The 253-nt window shown below is 58.5% G+C and carries 1 protein-coding gene; it reads left to right on the forward strand.

Annotated elements, in window-relative coordinates; genetic code table 11:
- Positions 1 to 16: 16 nt before the first annotated feature.
- On the forward strand, positions 17 to 253 hold a 237-nt coding region (locus RMT89_RS44335; protein ID WP_315889419.1), incomplete at its 3' end, for a hypothetical protein.

Here is a 253-nt window from a genome sequence, read left to right on the forward strand (position 1 = left end):
GCTTAAGAACGGCATTGTGGTCGCTGACGCAAAAGTCGCGGTCAAGGACGTCAAGGGCAACGACGCACAGACCGAACGTCAGGCTCTGGAAGGTCGTGCTTCTGGGCTCGGGCTCGCTTACGACGCTGAAACGTCTGATGAAGACCTTCTCAACGCCGTTCTGGAAGCTGAGCAGAATCAGACCCAGACTGAGCGTGAGACGCTTCTCGCTGAAGCTCGCGCCCTGGGCTTGAATCCGAATGCCAACACCGGC

It is taken from the genome of Streptomyces sp. P17, assembly GCF_032436805.1.
In the GTDB taxonomy this organism is placed as follows: Bacteria; Actinomycetota; Actinomycetes; order Streptomycetales; family Streptomycetaceae; genus Streptomyces.